10 protein-coding genes, 3 rRNA genes and 2 riboswitches are annotated in these 19227 nt (G+C 41.8%); of the genes, 11 read left to right on the forward strand and 2 right to left on the reverse strand.

Going from position 1 to position 19227, the window contains the following annotated elements; genetic code table 11:
• Positions 1-185: 185 nt before the first annotated feature.
• Positions 186-764, forward strand: a complete 579-nt coding sequence (locus tag MKY26_RS20185; RefSeq protein ID WP_251163559.1) for a hypothetical protein — start codon at positions 186-188, stop codon at positions 762-764.
• 456 nt (positions 765-1220) lie between these two features.
• Positions 1221-2924 (forward strand): transglutaminase domain-containing protein, encoded by a 1704-nt coding sequence (locus tag MKY26_RS20190; RefSeq protein WP_341054033.1) that lies wholly within the window; start codon positions 1221-1223, stop codon positions 2922-2924.
• 42 nt (positions 2925-2966) lie between these two features.
• On the opposite strand, the gene MKY26_RS20195 is transcribed toward MKY26_RS20190, so the two are convergent.
• A complete protein-coding gene (locus MKY26_RS20195; protein ID WP_307319157.1) occupies positions 2967-3956 on the reverse strand; it encodes a choloylglycine hydrolase family protein in 990 nt (329 codons plus the stop codon).
• A gap of 337 nt (positions 3957-4293) precedes the next feature.
• On the opposite strand from MKY26_RS20195, the gene MKY26_RS20200 reads away from it, so the two are divergent.
• The 9 genes from MKY26_RS20200 to rrf all read left to right on the forward strand — a co-directional run bounded on the left by MKY26_RS20200 (position 4294) and on the right by rrf (position 18509).
• Positions 4294-5247 carry an AAA family ATPase gene (locus MKY26_RS20200; protein WP_224939194.1) on the forward strand — a complete coding sequence of 318 codons (954 nt, stop codon included), beginning with the start codon at positions 4294-4296 and terminating at the stop codon, positions 5245-5247.
• Between the two features lies 1 nt (position 5248).
• On the forward strand, positions 5249-6445 hold the full coding sequence (locus tag MKY26_RS20205) for a DUF58 domain-containing protein (protein ID WP_341098442.1): 1197 nt from the start codon (positions 5249-5251) through the stop codon (positions 6443-6445).
• Positions 6442-8634 (forward strand): transglutaminase TgpA family protein, encoded by a 2193-nt coding sequence (locus MKY26_RS20210; RefSeq protein ID WP_341098444.1) that lies wholly within the window; start codon positions 6442-6444, stop codon positions 8632-8634. The genes MKY26_RS20205 and MKY26_RS20210 overlap by 4 nt, the downstream gene beginning before the upstream one ends.
• A gap of 69 nt (positions 8635-8703) precedes the next feature.
• A riboswitch (purine riboswitch) is annotated at positions 8704-8805 on the forward strand.
• Between the two features lie 208 nt (positions 8806-9013).
• A complete protein-coding gene (gene guaA, locus MKY26_RS20215; protein ID WP_412728639.1) occupies positions 9014-10534 on the forward strand; it encodes a glutamine-hydrolyzing GMP synthase in 1521 nt (506 codons plus the stop codon).
• A 72-nt stretch (positions 10535-10606) separates the two neighbouring features.
• On the forward strand, positions 10607-11119 hold the full coding sequence (locus MKY26_RS20220; RefSeq protein ID WP_341098445.1) for a GNAT family N-acetyltransferase: 513 nt from the start codon (positions 10607-10609) through the stop codon (positions 11117-11119).
• A gap of 165 nt (positions 11120-11284) precedes the next feature.
• Positions 11285-11388, forward strand: a riboswitch (purine riboswitch).
• Between the two features lie 128 nt (positions 11389-11516).
• Positions 11517-12845, forward strand: a complete 1329-nt coding sequence (locus tag MKY26_RS20225; RefSeq protein ID WP_095370727.1) for an NCS2 family permease — start codon at positions 11517-11519, stop codon at positions 12843-12845.
• Positions 12846-13459: 614 nt separating this feature from the next.
• Positions 13460-15008 (forward strand): 16S ribosomal RNA (locus tag MKY26_RS20230).
• A 218-nt stretch (positions 15009-15226) separates the two neighbouring features.
• A 23S ribosomal RNA gene (locus MKY26_RS20235) occupies positions 15227-18159 on the forward strand.
• 233 nt (positions 18160-18392) lie between these two features.
• Positions 18393-18509: ribosomal RNA gene (gene rrf, locus MKY26_RS20240) — 5S ribosomal RNA — on the forward strand.
• Together the 16S, 23S and 5S rRNA genes form the textbook arrangement of a ribosomal RNA operon.
• A 78-nt stretch (positions 18510-18587) precedes the next feature.
• Here the strand turns inward: rrf and MKY26_RS20245 are convergent.
• Complete coding sequence (locus tag MKY26_RS20245) at positions 18588-19076, reverse strand: hypothetical protein (protein ID WP_095370726.1); 489 nt, start codon at positions 19074-19076, stop codon at positions 18588-18590.
• Between the last annotated feature and the right edge of the window lie 151 nt (positions 19077-19227).

The following is a 19227-nucleotide window of genomic DNA, read 5'->3' on the forward strand; positions in this document are numbered from 1 at the left end:
TCAAATGGAATTCACTATTAATGCCATAATGCAGCAAAGTAAAGAAGGGATGAAAGGCCGAAAAAAATTAGAGAGATTGTGATGAATTTAGGTAATATGCAAAGGGAGGTCACTAGGGGTACGGGTTTCTTGGAGACTTCCTTTTTACGCTAATGCATAATACGATTAACGGAATAGGTCCTCAAATGAAAAAAGGTATGAGTACGTATGAAAAAATGTATCAACTTTTAGAGAAAAATCGAGATAGGATTATTAAGAGTAATCCCCAATTTAAAGAACAATTGGATCAAATGATTGAACATAATAAAGAAGCAGCAAAAAGACCAGAGAAAATTAAAGAGATTTATTATAATATTGGGGAAATGCAAAGAAAAGTAACTAGGGGATCTGGATATTTTGATATTAACTACTTAGTAAGATTACAGGATGCATTTGGAAAGTATGGCACTTTAATGTATACATTCGGAATAGGAGAGCGAGCATTAAAAGGTCCTTATAAAGAATTAAGTCAATTGTTATCCACAAAGGGACTAGGTGTTCCGTCTAAAGATAAATCTACAATTAGAGCCCTAATAAAGGCATGGTTGCCAACAGTGGAAACAAACTTAAAGAAGTCCATGGCTACCTTTGAATTAGATGAGAGAGGAAAGAAACTTTCTATCGATCATCAAAATATAAAACAATCATTAGCAAATAATAGGGAAGAGATTGCTAAGCGAGATTTTAATAAAAAGATATTACCTTTACTAAGAAACCCACAATAATGTTGAGACTAACTCGACTTCGACCAAACCCAAGCCAAAGGAGGGAATCTCTCATGCTAACTAATAAGAGAATAACCCTGCAGACTCTCTCCGATGCTTTTTTTTGTAATACCTAGGGGTGTTAGTGTTGAATAATAAGTTCATAGTGTTTTCCAGTTTCATTCCCTTGGGTAAAGTGTTTTGAACGAAGGTAATAGCTGACAATATCCAACTTATCAATTGATATTTACCAATCCCAAACCATCTACCTCCAAGAATCAACCCCCAAAATCCACATTTACTCCTTTCTCCTTTTGTAAAGCAAAGGAAAATCTTTTATTGTTATTCATATAGTGGTAAAAGTGTGAAAAAAGGGGTAATTGGATAGAGAAACTTTTTACCTTTTGTATCGTAAGTATGATTGAACTGATTTTTGTAATGATATGTTTGATAATTAGGGTTCGTAAGGAGGTTAACATGTTAAAACGAGTTTCGTTGTTTCCTATATTACTTGTGATGGCAGGTATGTTGCTGATCGGCTGTAATGATAAGGGAGCCGTGAGTAGCGAAGAAGTGAAAAAGCAGGTTGATCCGTATGAACAGTTAGTGGAAGAAAAGAATAAGGAGTTAGAGCTAGAGCCTTTGACATTAACGACGTATAGTGATGAAATTGGTGCAACGTTTGATTCGCCGGAGTACCGGGAGTTTGCGGCGAATGGTACGGTGACGATTGAGGGGAGCATTGAGGATTATCGAGGATTGAAGTCTGGTTATGCTTGGATTAGTGTGACGGCAGAGGAAGACGGGGTTGCCGGAAGAGAGCATGAATATTATGCGCCTATAAAAGAGGGTCAAATCAAGCAGGATATTCAGTTTTTTAATGGCGAAGGTACGTATCATATAAAGGTACAATTACCCGATGATGAGCGGGAGAATTATTATTATGATACAGCACGGTTTACTGTTCATAATGTGAATCCGGATGTGAAGAGAGATGTGACGTATACACCATATGGTCAAGAAGCAGGACTTTCGTTAGGGTTGGATACAAGCTTCTTTGAAGCAGAAGAAGTTTTCCCATTAAAAGGTGTGGCAGAAGGATTGGATGAGGAAGATACAGTAATGCTTCGTGTGTCGAAGGGAACGGATAATTGGAATCATGTACTCGCCGTTAATCAAGAGCACCAATTCGCTTATGAGGTGCCTCTCTTTTATGGAGAAGGCTTGCATAAAGTGGAAGTCATGGTACCGGATGGTGACCGAGAGAATTATTATCAAACGGCTACGACTCTCATGGTGAATAATACATCTCAGCAAACGATGGAGCCAATCGAGTACTCTAGCCTTTATAATGAACGAGGGGTAACTTTAGAAACGCCTGCATACAGTGGAGATGAATCGAGTGGGGATTATACCATCAGTGGAATGATTCAACCTGAAGCTGAATTAGCGAGTGAGACAACACACCTTTATGTATCGAGTAAAAAGGGTGAGGATACGGCATTAGATGTGATTCCAGTTCAGGATTTTCGCTTTGACGACTCCTTTTATTTGAGGTTTGGACCAGGTACTTATGATATTACGGTTAGTGTACCTGAGATTACGAAAGAAAATAGTGATACCTTTCGCTTTTATAGCGTAGCTAAATTTCAGGTGGAAAATACCGGTGAAGATCGCCGGGATTTGTTACCGTCTCGTGGAGTTCAGTCCGACCATCCGAAGATTAATAGTTTAGCAGAAGAACTGCTTCAAGGGGTGGAAGGCGACCGTGAGAAAGCAAAGGCGATCTATGACTATGTGGCCGAACATATCGCTTATGATGTGGAGAAGTATAATACAGATGACTTTCATTGGGATGACAGTGCTATAAAGGCATTGGAAACGAAAAAAGGTGTTTGTCAAGACTATGCCTACTTAGCCATTGCTTTGCTGAGGGCAAGTGACATGGAAGCAAGGTTTGTTGAAGGTAATGCTGGTTCTGGTTTTACAAGGGGGGCACTCGGTGGCCGCCATGCGTGGGTAGAAGTGAAGGTGGATGGTGAATGGCTAACAATGGATCCTACTTGGGGTTCTGGTTATGTAGAAAATGATACCTTTGTTGCAGCTTATAACGAAGATTATTTTGACCCGGAACAAGCCTCTTTTGAGGAGACCCATTATCGTACAGGAATATCTTATTAATAAAGAAACGACATTCCCGAGCGAATGTCGTTTTTTTATGGCTCATTTATGTTGAAAATGGATGGATTCCTTGTTAAGAAAAGGATATTTTTTTACTTTTTTTGCGTTAAGATCATGTTTAAATAGATTGATTGCGTTAATCTGGTGATTATTGTAAGTATTATAGTAATAGGTACCTGATTGGGCACACATGGCATTTGTGTAGATGGTGTACCATGAGAGGTTATCACTTAATTCCGCTCCTTTTGCTACCTCACAGTATTCTAAAGTTTTGAATGTGTTCCGGACACCGCCAACCTCGTTAGTAACTGGCTCAATATGATTTCGCATGAATGCGGCTCTCACGAAACGGGAGGGGGAGGAGAAGTCGCCAGGTATGCCGAATGTACCGCTTAATAAATCCCCGCCTTCTAATGGATATCTACCCCAAGTGGCTTCTTCAGGATCATCTGCACTTACTGTTGAATAGATACCAAGGTGAGTTAATTGCCATTCAAAATCAGGACTGTTCGTCATCACACCAATTTTATTTGCATGAACCTTTAATCCCTTTTTAGTTTTTTCGACAACGATAGAACGACCAGATCGGTCACTAAAAATCCAATGCATGGGTGGGATGCTGTCAAGAACCTCGATTTTTGCACCAACTATATTCACCTGGGCGATATGTTCGGCGAGTTCTTCTATTGATTGAAATTGTGATAAAGCCCAAAAGAGTACATCATAGCAAGCAAGGTTGATCACGTTGTTTTTTGGGGTGCTATAGTAAGCATATCCTTCAAAATAGAGAACCGCACCCATCAGACCTTGTTCATTCATGCCGTCAATCATGGCGAATTGATTTTGACCCATTAATCCCATACCTATTATTGCATATGGGTTCGTAATGGTTTTTTGATCCTCACGATTTACCCATTGATAATTTCGAGGGAACACATAGATGTTATAATCCGCCGGAAGATCCACAAAGTCCATATTCCTACCAAGGAAACTCAAACGATTCTTCGTACGTAACGCTACGCTTGTGCACATTAATAAACAACTCCTTTCCTTTAATATCCTTATAACGATATATGATATGTAGGAAGGGGATTGTATTAGTCGTAACTTGTGAAGGGATGAACATTTATATAACCATTTATAAGCCAACTTAACCGAGTCTGAATGATTTATCTTAAGTGTTAAATCATATAAAATAAGAATTATAAATGTTAGTTCATTTTTATTCTTTTTTTCCTAAATCATAGGAAGAAAGAAGATGAATTTGTGCGAAGAATGGTAGATTTCACAGGAATTTAGCAAGATTTAGCGAATAGAAGTATAAGTAAGGAGAAGAATGCCCTTTATTAAAAAATCAGGAGGATGGTCAATGAATCATAAAATGAATCCGGTAGTCGAGCAAGTGCTCATTAATATAGATAAAGTAATGATCGGTAAAAGAGAAGTGGCAGAATTGAGCTTGGTTGCCTTATTATCTGGTGGTCATGTGTTACTTGAAGATGTGCCTGGTGTTGGTAAGACGATGATGGTTCGAGCGCTGGCAAAATCGCTAGGTGCGAACTTTAGGAGAATTCAATTTACCCCTGATTTATTACCATCGGATGTGACAGGCGTTTCAATTTATAATCCGAAAGAAATGGCATTTGAATTCCGCCCGGGTCCAATAATGGGTCAGATTATATTAGCAGATGAAATCAACCGGACATCCCCTAAAACACAGTCCGCCTTATTAGAAGGGATGGAGGAGAAGAGTGTAACAATTGATGGAGTGACTCATCAATTAGGTAGCCCTTTTTTTGTTATGGCGACACAAAATCCGATTGAATATGAAGGAACTTACCCGCTCCCAGAAGCGCAGCTTGACCGTTTTCTGTTAAAAATGCGTATGGGTTATCCTGAAGGAACAGAAGAGATTGAATTATTAAGTCGTGTTCAAAGTGCACTCCCGATAGAAGAAATACAGCCAGTAATGGAGTTAGAACAGCTGAGAGACATGCAGGCGAAAGTAAAAGAGGTGTATGTCGATCATTCCATTAAAAGCTATATTGTTCATATGGCTGAGCAAACAAGAAACCATAAACATGTGTATTTAGGCGTTAGCCCTAGGGGGTCTATTGCTTTAATGAAAGCATCACAAAGCTATGCGTTTATGCATGGAAGAGATTATGTCCGCCCTGATGATGTGCAATATTTAGCAAGTGCGGTCTTTAGTCATCGCTTAATTCTCAAGTCAGAAGCAAAATTTGAAGGGGTCAAAGCAGAACAAGTGATTGAGAAGATTATCGATGTTACACCGGTACCAGTGCAAAAGGCTGTGAAATAGGATGAGGCGGTGGTTATTCGCAGTAAAGGGTGTATGGAAGTTAGTGTTATTGTTCCTTTTACTACTCATTACTTTTTCATATGCGATGTTTCAAGGAGGATTTGTCAGCTGGTTCTTATTTTATAGCTTTTTACCGTTTGGTTTATATGCATTTGCACTGGCAATGTATCCGTTGCATCGTATCCATGTAAAGAGAGAACTTTCCAGTCAAGAGGTGAGTGCAGGAGATACACTATCGATACGTCTTTCTATTCATATGGATACGATTTTTCCGTTATTTTTTCTTGTTATCGAAGACCATATAACATCTTCGCTACAGATGAAGAAATATCTGTTATTTCCTGGATTTCGTAAAAACATCGTTGTTTCGCAATCATTTAAGGAAATCCCTCGCGGAGAGCACGTTTTCCGATATGTTCGGCTGAAAATAGGTGACCCTCTTGGATTAATCGAACGTGAAGTAAACATGTCACTTGAAGACCGCATGATTGTGTATCCAACTTATGAAGAAATAGTTTATCAACCATTTAGTCACCAATTTGATCAAGGAATGACGGCTTCAGATGAAAGGGTGCAGAGAGATACGTCTATGGCTACAGGCGTCCGTGAATATCAACCAGGTGATCGTTTTTCTTGGATTAACTGGAAAACATCCGCCAAGCGTAATGAAATGATGGTGAAAGAATTTGAACAACGCAAATCGCATGATGTATATCTTCTCATCGATCGTTTTCCTGATGTACATTTTGAAGCAATCGTTTCTTTTACCGCTTCTCTTGTACATGCAATACTCCGAAAAGGGGCACAGGTAGGGTTCCTTTCAGCGGGGAGAAATCGAGTGGAGTTCCCAATTCTTGGTGGTGAAGGGCAGCTACAACGAATCTTTTATCATCTAGCTACAGTGAAGGCGGATAGTAAACGTCCTTTAGAACAAGTGTTAGACGTAGAAAGAAGTCTTGCCCAACAAAATGATCAACTACTGCTTGTTACTGCCAAACTAAACAAACGTTTGATTGAAAAGGCGAGCTTTTATTCTCAAAAAGGAAGTGTGACGATTTTTCTTGTGAAAAGAAAGGAAGAGCAAGCAGTACAAGAGGAAATTCGTTTAAAAGACACCGCTACTTCAAGAGGAATACGTATACAAATTGTGCATGAAGGTCAATTTTCTGCCGCATTCTCGGAGGTGAGGAGCGGATGATGAAGAGATTTTCTACTTTGGTTCTTTATCTATTTGGTTTTCTCCTCATTTGGGAGTGGATTAGGCCGTTAGAGCAATTAACGGATACAGGGAATGTGTGGGTGTTCTTACTTTTCCTATGTATTGCCCTTGCGATGGATTTTTTAAAATGGCATTGGGTCATCCGTTTTGTCATTAATGGAGCAATTATTTTCTTCAGTTTAATGTATATTTATTTTCTTGATCAATATGGACTGATTGGGTCGTTTCCTATGATGATTCAAGAGTTATTTGATAACTTTTTGACGATGTTACAAGCGCAATGGACCGCTATAACAGACATGTTTAGGACTTTATTATTCTTCATTCTTTTATGGTTGATGTCTTACCTTATTCAATATTGGCTCATCCAACGGAGACAAATTTTTATTTTCTTTTTCATGACATTGGTCTATATTACTGTTCTTGATACATTCACGCCATATAATGCAGAAATGGCGATTATTCGAACCGTGATTTGTGGATTTTTAATGATGGGGATTCTCGCCTTCTATCGTCAACTAGAGAAGGAAGATATTGAAGCGAAAACATCGAAACTAAGCAAATGGATGATCCCTCTAAGTGGATTGGTGCTCATCAGTTCTCTCATTGCTTTCGCTGCACCGAAGGCAGATCCAATTTGGCCTGATCCTGTTCCTTATATCACTTCATTTAATGAAGATAGTAGAAATGAAGAAGCTGGAGGGGTGCGGAAAATTGGCTATGGTGAGGATGATTCTTTATTAGGTGGCTCTTTTGTTCCTGATGATACTCTTGTGTTTGTTGCGAAAACGGAAGATCCCCATTATTGGAAAGTAGAGACCAAAGATGTCTATACAGGTAAGGGGTGGGAGCTTTCAGAAGAAGATCGTGGCAGCGAGTTTTTTGCATCAGGAGAAGAAGTGCCTTTGGAATCATTTTCAGAGAATGAAAATGTCGTTGTTGAGGAAAGAGTCAGTAATGTACAAATGAACAGAGCACGTCCTCAAATTGTCTATCCATTAGGGATAAAAAGTTTTCAAAGTGAAAACATCCCATTTGAATTGAATGAAGCGCTTGAGAAATTTTCAATTAGATATGCAGAGGATTCTCTCATGCCAACTTATGACGTAATCTTTAATGAACCCACTTATAGCGTGAATGCATTGAATACAGTTAATAATGATAATCACGGTTTAGATTCAGCGTTTTATGAAAGGTATACGCAATTACCCGAAGATCTCCCTGATCGTGTGCGTGAATTGGCAGAAGAGATTGTGGCAGGGCATGATAATTGGTTTAACCAAATTCGTGAGATTGAAGGCTATTTTGCTCGATCGGGTTTTGTTTATTCACAAAGAGATGTGGCTGTGCCAGGACCAGATGAAGATTATGTCGACCAATTTTTGTTTGATACGAAGTTAGGTTATTGTGATAACTTTTCAACAGCAATGATCGTGTTAGCCCGTTCTGCTGGTATTCCGACTAGATGGGTTAAAGGGTTTACAGAAGGTGAAAGAACCAACGCAAATGGATTAACTGTTGGTACTTATGACATTACGAATAACAATGCTCACTCATGGGTGGAGGCTTATTTTCCTGGCGTTGGATGGATTCCGTTTGAGCCAACAACAGGTTTTAGTAATCCTGTAGAATATGAGTTTGATTTAGATGAGGAAACAACGCCTAATAACGCGGAGGAAACGGAAACACCGGAAAGAGAAGAGAGACCAGATGAAGCAGAAACGACTGAACAAACAGAAACAGCGTCAAGCACTTTTAGTTTGACGGAGCTATGGGATTCGGTAAAGGAAGCGGTTCAACAACACTGGAAAAAGATTATTTTAATAATCATTGTGCTTGCTTTCATCGGTTACCTAACGTATATCAAGCGGGGTAAATGGCTACCTTACTTCTATATTTGGACATACAAACATCGTAATAATGATCGGGATTTTGAGAAAGCGTACCTTGTTTTATTACATGAATTTTCACGGTTCGGGGTGAAAAGGAAACAAGGACAAACCTTACATTCTTTTGCCAAAGAGGTCGATCGTTTGCTTGGGCATCAACAGATGAGTCAGCTAACGGATAGTTACGAGGCTTATCTATATAGCGGTAAGCAAGAAAAGGGCATTTGGAAGAGAAATAAGGAATTGTGGGAAAATTTAATAAAAGCCACAATCGCTTGACCGTTAAAATAACCTGTTGTTAAAATAGTTGAATGAGAAGTCATGGATTCATATGCATGATGACTATCAATAATTTTAACGAATAACCTTCATATATCCTTGGTAATATGGTCCGAGAGTCTCTACCAGACTGCCTATAACAGTCTGACTATGAAGGCAGAATATATTTAGCCTAGCTAGATTTCTGCCTTCTGACTATATTTTCGGGGGGAAGAACTCTAGTTTTTTGTATGAAATAGTAGGTGTTGGATAACCTACAAATGATACATTCGGAGTCACTCTTCATATATGAAGTGGAATAAAAGAATGAGGGAATCATTCTATCAATGTTGACGAGGTGAACAGCGTGACGGGGAAAGTAGAATTGCATGACCAGGAAATGATCGTTGTACTAGACTTTGGTAGTCAGTACAATCAGTTGATTACACGCAGAATTAGGGAGTTTGGCGTTTATAGTGAATTACATCCGCATACCATTACTGCACAAGAAATCAAAGAAATGAATCCAAAAGGAATCATCTTCTCTGGTGGTCCAAACAGTGTTTACGGCGAAAATGCTTTTCGTTGTGATCCAGAAATTTTTGAATTAGGTCTACCAATCTTCGGTATTTGCTACGGTATGCAATTAATGACGATGCATTTCGGAGGAAAAGTAGAAGGTGCAAAGCAGCGTGAGTACGGTAAAGCTGTATTAAAATTACAAAATCAATCTAAATTATTTGCCGATCTTCCTGAAGAGCAAGTGGTTTGGATGAGTCATGGTGACTTAGTCGTTGAAGCACCAGAAGGTTTTGCAATTGATGGCACTAACCCTTCTTGTCCTGTCGCAGCGATTAGTGACGAAGCACGTGGGTTATACGGAGTTCAATTCCACCCAGAAGTACGTCATTCTGTATACGGTAATGATATGCTGAAAAACTTTGTTTTCGGTATTTGTGGCTGTAAAGGCGATTGGTCTATGGAGAACTTTATTGAAATCGAATTGGAAAAAATTCGCCAAACAGTTGGAGATAAGAAAGTCCTTTGTGCACTTAGTGGCGGAGTAGATTCTTCTGTTGTTGCTGTTCTTATTCATAAAGCGATTGGTGACCAATTAACATGTATTTTTGTTGATCACGGTTTATTGCGTAAAGATGAAGCAGAAGGCGTTATGAAAACTTTCTCTGAAGGCTTCAATATGAATGTCATTAAAGTAGATGCTAAGGAGCGTTTCTTAAGCAAACTTGAAGGTGTCAGTGATCCTGAGAAAAAACGTAAAATTATTGGTAATGAATTCATTTACGTATTTGATGATGAAGCACATAAATTAGAAGGTATTGATTATTTAGCACAAGGTACACTTTATACAGATATTATCGAAAGTGGTACTGCAACAGCGCAAACAATCAAATCTCACCACAATGTAGGTGGACTACCTGAAGATATGCAATTCCAATTAATTGAGCCGCTTAATACTTTATTTAAAGATGAAGTACGCGCACTTGGAACAGAATTAGGTATTCCAGATGATATCGTTTGGAGACAACCATTCCCAGGTCCTGGTTTAGGTATCCGTGTTCTTGGTGCAATCTCTGAAGAAAAACTTGAAATTGTCCGTGAATCAGACGCGATCCTTCGTGAAGAAATCAAAAATGCTGGTCTTGAAAGAGATGTGTGGCAATATTTCACTGTCCTACCTGACATTCGTAGCGTAGGTGTAATGGGTGATGCGCGTACGTATGATTACACAATTGGTATCCGCGCCGTTACTTCAATTGATGGAATGACATCCGATTGGGCACGTATTCCTTGGGATGTGCTTGAAGTTATCTCAACAAGAATCGTTAATGAAGTGGACCATATCAACCGCGTAGTGTATGATATTACTTCTAAGCCACCAGCAACGATTGAGTGGGAATAAAACAATACACCTTAGAATCCTAGTTTGGATTCTAAGGTTTTTTAATAAGTATTCTTTTTGGGAGGGTGTTAGATGTTATATTTAAAACAGGCACAATTAGAAGAGTTAGATGAAATCATGTCCATTGTTGACCGAGCAAGGGAAACGATTGTTAAAAGAGGTATCCCACAATGGCAGGATGGAGATGGACCCAATCGAGAAATCATTACAGAGGATATTTCTAATAAGGAAGCCTACGTGTTGATGGCGGATGAACGAAAAGTCGGTATTGGCACGATTTTAACTGCGCCAGAAGAACCTTATGAGCAATTAGTGAATTGGGAGAAAGCAGAAACGCCGTATGCATCGATTCATCGAGTAGCGATTGACCCAGAGATACAAGGAAAGGGTTATTCGACGATATTGCTTCAACATTTAATTACCGCTGCTAGGCTCAATGGATTTCGTGATATTCGCATTGACACCCATCCCGAAAATGAAGTCATGCAAAAGGTTATTCAGAAAGCTGGTTTTTCCTATATTGGGGATGTGGAACTAGATGTTCCAAATGGTAATCGATTTGCCTACCAAATATTGCTTAAATAAAAGAAGTATTGCTTCATAAATCCATTTGGTTTATAGTAAAACCAAATGAAATTACGTAAATAAAGTGGAAAATAAACCTAATTCCGAACAATGGTAAAAAACGGACTGAAAAATGTTCGTTTTTTATATTGACTAGGACTTTTTTAATTGCTAATATAATAGAGAATTAAATATTAAAAACATCTTCGTATAATGTTGGGAATATGGCCCAAAAGTTTCTACCAAGTTACCGTAAATGACTTGACTACTTGATGTGTGTGCGTAACAAAGGAATGTGCTTTAGATATTATACTAATCTTATTTTTTACATTCCATGTTACTTATACCATCCCTGTTGTCAAGACTTCGGTTACTTTCCGAAGTTTTTTTAATGCCAACTTTAGGGGGAAAATTAAAAATGAAAAAGTACTTCCAATTCGACGAACTCGGCACCAATTTTCGCCGTGAGATTATTGGCGGGATTACAACATTCTTAGCTATGGCTTATATATTAGCAGTCAACCCTGCTGTACTATCGTTAGCAGATGTACCAGATCTTCCAGATGCTATGAGAATGGACATGGGGGCAGTCTTTGTTGCTACAGCTTTAGCAGCCGCGATTGGTTCAATCCTCATGGGGGTTATCGCTCGTTATCCAATAGCTCTTGCTCCAGGTATGGGTATAAACGCATTTTTTGCCTATACTGTAGTACTGACAATGGGTATTTCATGGCAACATGCTTTAGCTGGAACATTTATTTCGGGTGTGATTTTCATTCTATTATCACTATCCGGTATTAGAGAAAAAATTATTAATGCAATTCCAGCACCATTAAAATTTGCTGTATCTGCAGGGATTGGCTTGTTTATTACATTTGTTGGTGCGCAAAACGCTGGTCTTATTGCAAATGATGACGCAGTGTTAGTTGGTTTAGGTGATTTCTCTGATGGTAATGTGTTATTAGCTATTTTTGGTATTATTATTACTGTTATTTTAATGACAAGGGGTTTAAAAGGTGGTATTTTCATCGGGATGGTCGTAACGGCTGTTGTTGGTATGATCTTCGGTCTGGTGGATGTGCCTCATAAAGTCGTTGGAGCAGTACCAAGTATTGCACCAACTTTTGGTGAAGCGTTCGGTTCTTTTGGAGACGCATCATTCTACTCAACACAAATGCTTGTGGTTGTTTTAACATTTTTATTCGTAGACTTCTTTGATACAGCAGGTACACTTGTAGGTGTAGCGAATCAGGCGGGATTAATGAAGGACGGTAAATTACCAAGAGCAGGAAAAGCTTTACTTGCTGACTCAACAGCAACTGTTGCAGGTTCAATTTTAGGAACATCTACAACGACTTCTTATGTAGAATCTTCTTCAGGGGTCGCTGCAGGTGCAAGAACAGGTTTCGCTGCTATTGTAACAGGTGTCTTATTCTTACTAGCAATCTTTTTCTTCCCGATTGTGTCAGTAGTTACATCAGCAGTTACAGCACCGGCCTTAATTATAGTAGGGGTATTAATGGTTGCTTCATTAGGTAATATAGATTGGACAAAATTTGAAATAGCGGTACCAGCGTTCTTAACTATCTTAGCGATGCCTCTTACCTATAGTATTGCAACAGGTATTGCAATTGGATTTATTTTCTATCCAATTACAATGATTGTTAAGGGGAGAGCTAAAGAGATTCATCCAATTATGTACTTCCTATTTGTAGTATTTGTTCTTTACTTTATTTTCTTGAAATAATATCTTGGAGGAATATCCACTCCTTATATAGCCAGTTCCCATCATTTAATGGGACTGGCTATTTTGTTATTTATAGGGTGAAAATTTCATTTGGTAGCAGATGTTTGCAACTTAGCGACTTCAGTATCAGCCAAAGAGGAACAGTTAATCTTATAAAGAAGAAATAAGTAGTGAGATTTTGAGTTTTTGACAAAAACATTGGTTCTATTCTTCTTATTCAAGTGGAAAGGAGTGAGGAAATCTAATTGCTTTGTAAGAATAAGAGTTTCTCGAACTATTAAGAAATAAATGTTTAAATCCTTATAAAGGAGGTATATATACAACAATAGTATTTTTATAAAAAAACTTTATATTTGTTGTTGACGAAAGTAGAGAGGGATGATACTATTATAAAGCAGTCGTTGATAACGCTTTCGAAGATTACTTTCGAAAAAAGAACTTTAAAAAGTTGTTGACAATAGATTGCGAGAATGTTATATTAATAAAGTCGCTTCTGAAGCGAATGAGATTGTTCTTTGAAAACTGAACGAACGTAAAACGTCAAGCGTAATTCTAAAAAAAGCTGATTTATCAGCAACAAAGCACCATAGGTGCAAACGAGCTAATCAAACACTTTATTGGAGAGTTTGATCCTGGCTCAGGACGAACGCTGGCGGCGTGCCTAATACATGCAAGTCGAGCGAATCTGAGGGAGCTTGCTCCCAAAGATTAGCGGCGGACGGGTGAGTAACACGTGGGCAACCTGCCTGTAAGACTGGGATAACTCCGGGAAACCGGGGCTAATACCGGATAATATCTAATTATACATATAATTAGATTGAAAGATGGTTCTGCTATCACTTACAGATGGGCCCGCGGCGCATTAGCTAGTTGGTGAGGTAACGGCTCACCAAGGCGACGATGCGTAGCCGACCTGAGAGGGTGATCGGCCACACTGGGACTGAGACACGGCCCAGACTCCTACGGGAGGCAGCAGTAGGGAATCTTCCGCAATGGACGAAAGTCTGACGGAGCAACGCCGCGTGAGTGATGAAGGTTTTCGGATCGTAAAACTCTGTTGTTAGGGAAGAACAAGTATCGGAGTAACTGCCGGTACCTTGACGGTACCTAACCAGAAAGCCACGGCTAACTACGTGCCAGCAGCCGCGGTAATACGTAGGTGGCAAGCGTTGTCCGGAATTATTGGGCGTAAAGCGCGCGCAGGCGGTTCCTTAAGTCTGATGTGAAAGCCCACGGCTCAACCGTGGAGGGTCATTGGAAACTGGGGAACTTGAGTGCAGAAGAGGAAAGTGGAATTCCAAGTGTAGCGGTGAAATGCGTAGAGATTTGGAGGAACACCAGTGGCGAAGGCGACTTTCTGGTCTGTAACTGACGCTGAGGCGCGAAAGCGTGGGGAGCAAACAGGATTAGATACCCTGGTAGTCCACGCCGTAAACGATGAGTGCTAAGTGTTAGAGGGTTTCCGCCCTTTAGTGCTGCAGCAAACGCATTAAGCACTCCGCCTGGGGAGTACGACCGCAAGGTTGAAACTCAAAGGAATTGACGGGGGCCCGCACAAGCGGTGGAGCATGTGGTTTAATTCGAAGCAACGCGAAGAACCTTACCAGGTCTTGACATCCTCTGACAATCCTAGAGATAGGACTTTCCCCTTCGGGGGACAGAGTGACAGGTGGTGCATGGTTGTCGTCAGCTCGTGTCGTGAGATGTTGGGTTAAGTCCCGCAACGAGCGCAACCCTTGATCTTAGTTGCCAGCATTTAGTTGGGCACTCTAAGGTGACTGCCGGTGACAAACCGGAGGAAGGTGGGGATGACGTCAAATCATCATGCCCCTTATGACCTGGGCTACACACGTGCTACAATGGATGGTACAAAGGGCTGCAAGACCGCGAGGTTTAGCCAATCCCATAAAACCATTCTCAGTTCGGATTGTAGGCTGCAACTCGCCTACATGAAGCCGGAATCGCTAGTAATCGCGGATCAGCATGCCGCGGTGAATACGTTCCCGGGCCTTGTACACACCGCCCGTCACACCACGAGAGTTTGTAACACCCGAAGTCGGTGGGGTAACCTTTTGGAGCCAGCCGCCTAAGGTGGGACAGATGATTGGGGTGAAGTCGTAACAAGGTAGCCGTATCGGAAGGTGCGGCTGGATCACCTCCTTTCTAAGGAATATACGGAATTAACTTGATGTTAGACTGTTCGTTCAGTTTTGAGAGTATAATCTCTCAATTCAATCGTTCTTTGAAAACTAGATAATGTAATGAAGAAGATTACCGAGTAATCGCCACCTTAGTTATTTTCTCTCTATATAATAGAGTAGAGATACTAAACTTTTTTAAAACACACAACCGTGAGGGAAGCGAAAGCAACCCAAACATATGGTTAAGTTAATAAGGGCGCACGGTGAATGCCTTGGCACTAGGAGCCGATGAAGGACGGGACTAACACCGATATGCTTCGGGGAGCTGTAAGTAAGCTTTGATCCGGAGATTTCCGAATGGGGAAACCCCCTATCCGTTATGGGATAGGATCCATACCTGAATACATAGGGTATGGAAGGCAGACCCGGGGAACTGAAACATCTAAGTACCCGGAGGAAGAGAAAGCAAACGCGATTCCCTGAGTAGCGGCGAGCGAAACGGGATTAGCCCAAACCAAGAGGCTTGCCTCTTGGGGTTGTAGGACATTCTATACGGAGTTACAAAGGAACGAGATAGACGAAGAGGTCTGGAAAGGCCCGCCATAGGAGGTAAAAGCCCTGTAGTTGAAACTTCGTTCCCTCCAGAGTGGATCCTGAGTACGGCGGGACACGAGAAATCCCGTCGGAAGCAGGGAGGACCATCTCCCAAGGCTAAATACTCCCTAGTGACCGATAGTGAACCAGTACCGTGAGGGAAAGGTGAAAAGCACCCCGGAAGGGGAGTGAAAGAGATCCTGAAACCGTGTGCCTACAAGTAGTTAGAGCCCGTTAATGGGTGATAGCGTGCCTTTTGTAGAATGAACCGGCGAGTTACGATTACATGCGAGGTTAAGTTGGACAGACGGAGCCGTAGCGAAAGCGAGTCTGAATAGGGCGAATGAGTATGTGGTCGTAGACCCGAAACCAGGTGATCTACCCATGTCCAGGGTGAAGTCCAGGTAACACTGGATGGAGGCCCGAACCCACGTACGTTGAAAAGTGCGGGGATGAGGTGTGGGTAGCGGAGAAATTCCAATCGAACTTGGAGATAGCTGGTTCTCTCCGAAATAGCTTTAGGGCTAGCCTCATGCGTAAGAATCTTGGAGGTAGAGCACTGTTTGGACTAGGGGCCCTCATCGGGTTACCGAATTCAGACAAACTCCGAATGCCAAAGATTTATCCATGGGAGTCAGACTGCGAGTGATAAGATCCGTAGTCAAGAGGGAAACAGCCCAGACCACCAGCTAAGGTCCCAAAGTATACGTTAAGTGGAAAAGGATGTGGAGTTGCTTAGACAACCAGGATGTTGGCTTAGAAGCAGCCACCATTTAAAGAGTGCGTAATAGCTCACTGGTCGAGTGACTCCGCGCCGAAAATGTACCGGGGCTAAACGTATCACCGAAGCTGTGGATTGAACATCGTTGATGTTCAGTGGTAGGAGAGCGTTCTAAGGGCGTTGAAGCTAGACCGTAAGGACTGGTGGAGCGCTTAGAAGTGAGAATGCCGGTATGAGTAGCGAAAGATGGGTGAGAATCCCATCCACCGAATGCCTAAGGTTTCCTGAGGAAGGCTCGTCCGCTCAGGGTTAGTCGGGACCTAAGCCGAGGCTGAAAAGCGTAGGCGATGGACAACAGGTTGATATTCCTGTACCACCGTATTCTGTTTGAGTGATGGGGGGACGCAGGAGGATAGGGTAAGCGCACTATTGGATGTGCGTCTAAGCAGTTAGAGGGACCATGAGGCAAATCCCATGGTCACATACCTTGAGCTGTGATAGCGAGGGAAATTTAGTACCGAAGTTCTTGATTCCACACTGCCAAGAAAAGCCTCTAGCGAGGAATAAGGTGCCCGTACCGCAAACCGACACAGGTAGGCGAGGAGAGAATCCTAAGGTGAGCGAGAGAACTCTCGTTAAGGAACTCGGCAAAATGACCCCGTAACTTCGGGAGAAGGGGTGCTCATTAGGGTGTTAAAGCCTTGATGAGCCGCAGTGAATAGGCCCAGGCGACTGTTTAGCAAAAACACAGGTCTCTGCGAAGCCGCAAGGCGAAGTATAGGGGCTGACGCCTGCCCGGTGCTGGAAGGTTAAGAGGAGAGGTTAGCTCACGCGAAGCTTTGAATCGAAGCCCCAGTAAACGGCGGCCGTAACTATAACGGTCCTAAGGTAGCGAAATTCCTTGTCGGGTAAGTTCCGACCCGCACGAAAGGCGTAACGATCTGGGCACTGTCTCAACGAGAGACTCGGTGAAATTATAGTACCTGTGAAGATGCAGGTTACCCGCGACAGGACGGAAAGACCCCGTGGAGCTTTACTGTAGCCTGATATTGAATTTTGGTACAGCTTGTACAGGATAGGTAGGAGCCTTAGAAGCCGGAGCGCTAGCTTCGGTGGAGGCGTCGGTGGGATACTACCCTGGCTGTATTGAAATTCTAACCCACATCCCTTATCGGGATGGGAGACAGTGTCAGGTGGGCAGTTTGACTGGGGCGGTCGCCTCCTAAAGAGTAACGGAGGCGCCCAAAGGTTCCCTCAGAATGGTTGGAAATCATTCGTAGAGTGTAAAGGCACAAGGGAGCTTGACTGCGAGACCTACAAGTCGAGCAGGGACGAAAGTCGGGCTTAGTGATCCGGTGGTTCCGCATGGAAGGGCCATCGCTCAACGGATAAAAGCTACCCCGGGGATAACAGGCTTATCTCCCCCAAGAGTCCACATCGACGGGGAGGTTTGGCACCTCGATGTCGGCTCATCGCATCCTGGGGCTGTAGTCGGTCCCAAGGGTTGGGCTGTTCGCCCATTAAAGCGGTACGCGAGCTGGGTTCAGAACGTCGTGAGACAGTTCGGTCCCTATCCGTCGTGGGCGCAGGAAATTTGAGAGGAGCTGTCCTTAGTACGAGAGGACCGGGATGGACGCACCGCTGGTGTACCAGTTGTCTTGCCAAAGGCATCGCTGGGTAGCTATGTGCGGAAGGGATAAGTGCTGAAAGCATCTAAGCATGAAGCCCCCCTCGAGATGAGATTTCCCATAGCGCAAGCTAGTAAGATCCCTGAAAGATGATCAGGTTGATAGGTTAGAGGTGGAAGTGTGGCGACACATGTAGCTGACTAATACTAATCGATCGAGGACTTAACCAAAAACGAAATGCGAAGGCGGCTCGTCCAGGAGCGACAAGCATAAGACGAATTTGACAGGAGGTTGTCCTTTAACCTCATGACAAATTTGGCTTATGACCTCGAGCTCCTAGCCGCCGCAGCTAGACAGCACTACGTAAGTAGTCGCATCAGCAACGCATTCAGGCGATTACTCAATAAATATCTTCTTCAACATTACCTAGTTTTGAGGGAACGATTCCCTTACAATTTCATAGTCCGGTGGCGATAGCGAGAAGGTCACACCCGTTCCCATACCGAACACGGAAGTTAAGCTTCTCAGCGCCGATGGTAGTTAGGGGCTGTCCCCTTGTGAGAGTAGGACGTTGCCGGGCAAGATAAAAGAGCACATCATTTGATGTGCTCTTTTTTTGTGGTTATTTACTAGGTCTCTATAAGATTACAAGCTTTTTTTATTTAATCTGTAAATACCGATAAAAGTGATATAATTCTGTCCGCATTAGATAGTTTTCTTGTTGTAGGGTTGATGTAATGTTCTTTAGTTGGTTCAACTCTTCTTGCATATATTGGAGTTGTGTTTGTATATTTGTCATATTGGTTTTTGCTATATTCTTTTCCCTTGCTTCTTCGCGAGAGATAATTTCATCTTCTCTAATCCCTTTTATAATGGATGCTGTTCCGATACTTTCTCCGGCAGCTACAATAATACTTCCAAGTAAGGCTAACCTAAATGACTCTAAACTAAGTATTCCTTCACTTTCCGATTCAGTTATGCCTTCTTCATCTTCTTCTAGTTGATCAAAAAGACCAATGACAACGATTATGCTCCCAATTGCAGAGAGAGCGCCGCCTAGTAATGCCAGTCTCTCACTTTCACGAACCCCTTCGCCTTCAGTTTGGAAATTTGCATGATGTGCGTAAAATGGATACCAAAAGACCATCTCTCTCCACCTCTTTTCCGATCATTAGGCATACATCCTGTATAACAGAGTATTCTTTTTTATGTAGATGGTACATTGTTTCAAGCGTTTAATTTAGGAAATTTGGGGAATCGAACAGGAAAGTAGTCATTTAACCTTGAAAGTTTGGGTA

Origin of the sequence: Cytobacillus sp. FSL R7-0680 (assembly GCF_038009245.1) — a bacterium.
GTDB lineage: Bacteria > Bacillota > Bacilli > Bacillales > Cytobacillaceae > Cytobacillus > Cytobacillus kochii.

What these genes read in the sequence shown, in the direction of transcription:
- MKY26_RS20185 (WP_251163559.1), top strand. Translation starts at nt 186, where the DNA reads ATGAAAAAAGGTATGAGTACGTATGAAAAAATGTATCAACTTTTAGAG.
- MKY26_RS20190 (WP_341054033.1), top strand. Translation starts at nt 1,221, where the DNA reads ATGTTAAAACGAGTTTCGTTGTTTCCTATATTACTTGTGATGGCAGGT.
- MKY26_RS20195 (WP_307319157.1), bottom strand. Translation starts at nt 3,956, where the DNA reads ATGTGCACAAGCGTAGCGTTACGTACGAAGAATCGTTTGAGTTTCCTT.
- MKY26_RS20200 (WP_224939194.1), top strand. Translation starts at nt 4,294, where the DNA reads ATGAATCATAAAATGAATCCGGTAGTCGAGCAAGTGCTCATTAATATA.
- MKY26_RS20205 (WP_341098442.1), top strand. Translation starts at nt 5,249, where the DNA reads ATGAGGCGGTGGTTATTCGCAGTAAAGGGTGTATGGAAGTTAGTGTTA.
- MKY26_RS20210 (WP_341098444.1), top strand. Translation starts at nt 6,442, where the DNA reads ATGATGAAGAGATTTTCTACTTTGGTTCTTTATCTATTTGGTTTTCTC.
- guaA (WP_412728639.1), top strand. Translation starts at nt 9,014, where the DNA reads ATGATCGTTGTACTAGACTTTGGTAGTCAGTACAATCAGTTGATTACA.
- MKY26_RS20220 (WP_341098445.1), top strand. Translation starts at nt 10,607, where the DNA reads ATGTTATATTTAAAACAGGCACAATTAGAAGAGTTAGATGAAATCATG.
- MKY26_RS20225 (WP_095370727.1), top strand. Translation starts at nt 11,517, where the DNA reads ATGAAAAAGTACTTCCAATTCGACGAACTCGGCACCAATTTTCGCCGT.
- MKY26_RS20245 (WP_095370726.1), bottom strand. Translation starts at nt 19,076, where the DNA reads ATGGTCTTTTGGTATCCATTTTACGCACATCATGCAAATTTCCAAACT.